This is a genomic window from Polaromonas sp. (assembly GCF_030682935.1).
In the GTDB taxonomy this organism is placed as follows: Bacteria; Pseudomonadota; Gammaproteobacteria; order Burkholderiales; family Burkholderiaceae_C; genus Polaromonas.
The window spans coordinates 1-4,017 of record NZ_JAUXNA010000284.1 but is presented as its reverse complement, the minus strand read 5'-3'; the positions used below and the strand labels follow the sequence as shown (position 1 = coordinate 4,017).

Sequence of the window (4,017 nt, the reverse complement as noted above, 5' to 3'; positions counted from 1 at the left end):
ACACCAGCTTGGACGGGGCCACGTTCTTGTTGGTCCAGTCCATTTCGGACACGTGCACCAGACCTTCGATGCCTGGCTCGAGTTCCACAAACGCGCCGTAGTCGGCAATGTTGGTGATCTTGCCGAACAGGCGGGTGCTTTGCGGGTAGCGGCGGTTCACGCCCATCCATGGGTCGTCGCCCATCTGTTTCAGACCCAGCGACACGCGGTTTTTCTCGGTGTCGAACTTCAGGATCTTGGCGATGATTTCCTGGCCAGCCGTCACCACTTCGCTGGGGTGACGCACGCGGCGCCATGCCATGTCGGTGATGTGCAGCAGGCCGTCAATGCCGCCCAGGTCAACGAAGGCACCGTATTCGGTGATGTTCTTGACGACGCCCTTGACGGCAGAGCCTTCTTTCAGGGTTTCCATCAGCTTGGCGCGCTCTTCGCCCATGCTGGCTTCCACCACAGCGCGGCGTGACAGCACGACGTTGTTGCGCTTGCGGTCGAGCTTGATGACCTTGAATTCCATGGTCTTGTTCTCGTACGGAGACAAGTCCTTGATCGGGCGGGTGTCGATCAACGAGCCGGGCAGGAAAGCGCGGATGCCATTGACCAGAACGGTCAGGCCGCCCTTGACTTTGCCGCTGGTCTGGCCGGTCACGAACTCGCCGGATTCCAGGGCTTTTTCCAGGCTCATCCAGGATGCCAGGCGCTTGGCCTTGTCGCGGCTGAGCAGGGTGTCGCCATAGCCGTTTTCGACGGAGTCGATGGCCACGGAGACAAAATCGCCGACCTGGACTTCGAGCTCGCCCTGGTCGTTTTTGAATTCTTCGAGGGGAATGTAAGCCTCGGATTTGAGTCCGGCGTTCACAACCACGTGGTTGTGATCGATGCGCACTACTTCAGCGGTGATGACTTCACCGGAGCGCATTTCAGAGCGTTGCAGTGATTCGTTAAACAGGTCGGCAAAAGATTCAGACATGATTTTCCTAATCCACAGAACAGGATTCCAATAGCGGAATTGCTATTGTTTTTATAGCTGCTTGCGGCGGTTTGGTGAGGTTTTTGCGGTCAAACAAGTTGTAAGGCCGCGGGTTACGTTAATGAACCTTGTGACCCAGATACCCCGTAAGAGGGGTAGGTGTTTAGGGTCAGAAGGGCCGGGTGCCTTGCCACCAGTCAATGACCTGAGATACCGATTTTTCAATCGAAAGATCAGAATTGTCCAGCAAGCGGGCCTGATCGGCAGGCTTCAAAGGAGCGGCTTGGCGAGACATGTCTCGGGCATCGCGGGCCTTTAAATCTTGCAAAATCACGTGCATTGTAGCTGGATTTCCCTTTGGAATCAACTGCTTATGCCGGCGTTCGGCGCGGCGTAATGCGCTGGCCGTCAGGTAAATTTTGAGCGGGGCGTCCGGGAAAATGACGCTTCCCATGTCCCGGCCGTCGGCCACCAGGCCGGGCAGTTGCCGGAAACTGTGCTGGAGGCGCACAAGGGCTGCACGAACCTGCGGGTGAACCGACACTCTGGAGGCGGCCATGCCGGCGGCTTCGGTGCGGATCGCGTCGGACACATCCTCCGCATCCAGGAATATCCGGTCGCCCTGAAACCGGACGGGCAATGCGTGCGCAATCCGCGCCACGCCCTCCGCGTCGTCAAGCGCGACACCCGCCCGCTCGGCTGCAAACGCACTCAAGCGGTACAGGGCGCCTGAGTCGAGGTAGTGGTAGCCGAGCCGCTGGGCGGTCAGGGCTGCCAGTGTTCCCTTGCCGGAGGCTGTCGGGCCATCAATGCAGATCACGGGAATACGGGCGGTGTCCGTTTCAGCGACGCTGAACAAGGTTTCAAAATAGTCCGGGAAGGTCTTGGCGACGCACTTGGGGTCGAGAATTCTGATGGGGCGTTGTGCCGGGTTGAACGCTGCCAGCGAAAAACACATGGCCATACGGTGATCATCGTAGGTGTGAATGGCGGCGGTTTTCCAGTCTTTCAATGAAGCGGGCGGGGTGATTTTGAGGTAATCAGGCCCTTCTTCCACTGTGGCGCCCAGCTTGCGCAACTCGCAGGCCATCGCCGCGATGCGGTCGGTTTCCTTGACACGCCAGCTTGCGATATTGCGTAGCACGGTGGTGCCATCGGCGTAAAGCGCCATCACGGCCAGCGTCATGGCGGCGTCGGGAATGTGGTTGCAGTCAAGGTCAATAGCCTTGAGCGGCCAACCCTTGCCCGGTTGACCGCGCGTAATGCGCAGGGCATTTGCCGTGCTGTCGATCTCTGCGCCCATCATGCGGGCCGCCTCCACAAAACGTATGTCGCCCTGGATGGAGTCGGCGCCGACGCCCAGAATTTCTATGCCATTTTGGCCTCTGGCGCTTTCAGCTATTGCGCCAAGTGCTATGAAATAGCTAGCTGATGAGGCGTCACCTTCCACATGGATTTCACCCGGCGACTGGTACTGGCTGCCAGCGGGGATGGTGAAGCGCTGCCAATCCTCGCGCTGAACCTGAATACCAAAACGCTGAAGCAGCTTGAGCGTGATTTCAATGTAAGGCCGTGAAATCAACTCGCCCACCACCTCGATGTGGATATCGCGACTGGCCACGAGCGGCAGCGCCATCAGGAGGGCCGTTAAAAACTGGCTGGAAACATCGCCCCGCACGCGAATAGGTTTATCCAGCGTCAAAGGGCCCAGGCGTGGGTGCAGACGCAGGGGTGGGAATCCTTCATGGCCGAGGTAGTCAATCGAACAACCCAGTTGCCGGAGTGCATCGACCAGATCGCCGATGGGCCTCTCATGCATGCGCGGCACGCCCGACAGCTCAAACTCTCCGCCCAGCAAGGCGAGGGCCGCTGTCAGCGGCCGTATGGCCGTTCCTGCATTGCCCATGAAAAGCGCCGCCTTGCCGTGAAGGAGCTGCCCTCCCAAGCCGCCAATCACCGCCGTATCCCCCTGCTGCTGTACTGTGCAGCCAAGCTGCCTGAGTGCAGTCAGCATCACAGCGGTGTCGTCGGAGGCCAGCAGCGCATGCACCGTGGTCTGTCCGTGGCTCAATGCCGCCAGCAGCAAGACGCGGTTGGAAATGCTCTTGGAGCCAGGCAGGCGGACCGTGCCGCCCGCCCTGGCCAGTGGCGGAATATCCAGGTACTCAACATCGAACATGAAACGCCGCTTATTTTTGTGCTTTTGGGGAGGAAATACGCCAGTTGGCGCGTGTCTCGCTGGCTTGCTCAATCAGTACTTCCAGCGCCTCACCGCTTCCACTGGAAATGAGGTGTTCGAGGGACTGCAGGGTTTGCTTGAATATCTTTGACTGTTCCAGCAGTTCTTCGCGATTGGCCATCAGGATGTCACGCCACATGGTGGGGTCGCTGGCTGCAATACGCGTGAAGTCGCGAAAGCCCGGCCCAGCCAGGGACAGGTAGTCTTTGCCATGTTCCTGGCCCGAAATACCGTTGATCAGGGCGAAAGCAATCAGGTGAGGCAGGTGGCTGACCGCCGCATAAGCGGCATCGTGCGCCTGAGGCGACATTTGCACCACATGGCAGCCCAGCGCTGTCCAGACATCGCTGGCCTTTTTGAGTTGGGCGGTGAAGGTCCGCTCAATTGGCGTCAGTATGACCTGCTTGCCGGTGTAAAGGTCGGCGTCGGCGTGTTCTACGCCAGACACCTCCTTGCCTGTGATGGGGTGGCAAGGCACAAAAGCGCCGACGTTGTCACGCAGGACCCGCCTCGCCGCGTCCACCACATCGCGCTTGGTCGAACCCACATCCATGATCAGCGTATTGGGCCCCACCAGATGCCGGATCGCCTTGAAGGTGGCTTCGGTCGCCGACACCGGTACCGCCAGCAACACGATGTCGGCCCCCGACACTGCCAGCAAGGCGGAGGGCGCTTCGACGTCAATCACGCCCATCTGTCGGGCGCGCTCCGTCGTGGAGGGCGACTTGCTGTAGCCCACGACGCGCTTGACCAGACCGGCGCGTTTGAGCGCCAACGCAAAAGAACCTCCCATCAGGCCGCAGCCGATGAG

At 59.7% G+C, this 4,017-nt stretch carries 3 protein-coding genes; all 3 read right to left on the bottom strand.

The window, feature by feature from the left end; all coding sequences use genetic code 11:
* Nucleotides 1-967 (bottom strand): 30S ribosomal protein S1 (locus Q8K05_RS13065; protein ID WP_305247038.1); only part of this gene is annotated, 967 nt, incomplete at its 3' end.
* Between the two features lie 169 nt (nt 968-1,136).
* A complete protein-coding gene (locus Q8K05_RS13060; protein WP_305247037.1) occupies nt 1,137-3,146 on the bottom strand; it encodes a bifunctional 3-phosphoshikimate 1-carboxyvinyltransferase/cytidylate kinase in 2,010 nt (669 codons plus the stop codon).
* 10 nt (nt 3,147-3,156) lie between these two features.
* A partial coding sequence (locus tag Q8K05_RS13055; RefSeq protein WP_305247036.1) for a prephenate dehydrogenase occupies nt 3,157-4,017 on the bottom strand: 861 nt, incomplete at its 5' end.

What these genes read in the sequence shown, in the direction of transcription:
- Q8K05_RS13060 (WP_305247037.1), bottom strand. Translation starts at nt 3,146, where the DNA reads ATGTTCGATGTTGAGTACCTGGATATTCCGCCACTGGCCAGGGCGGGC.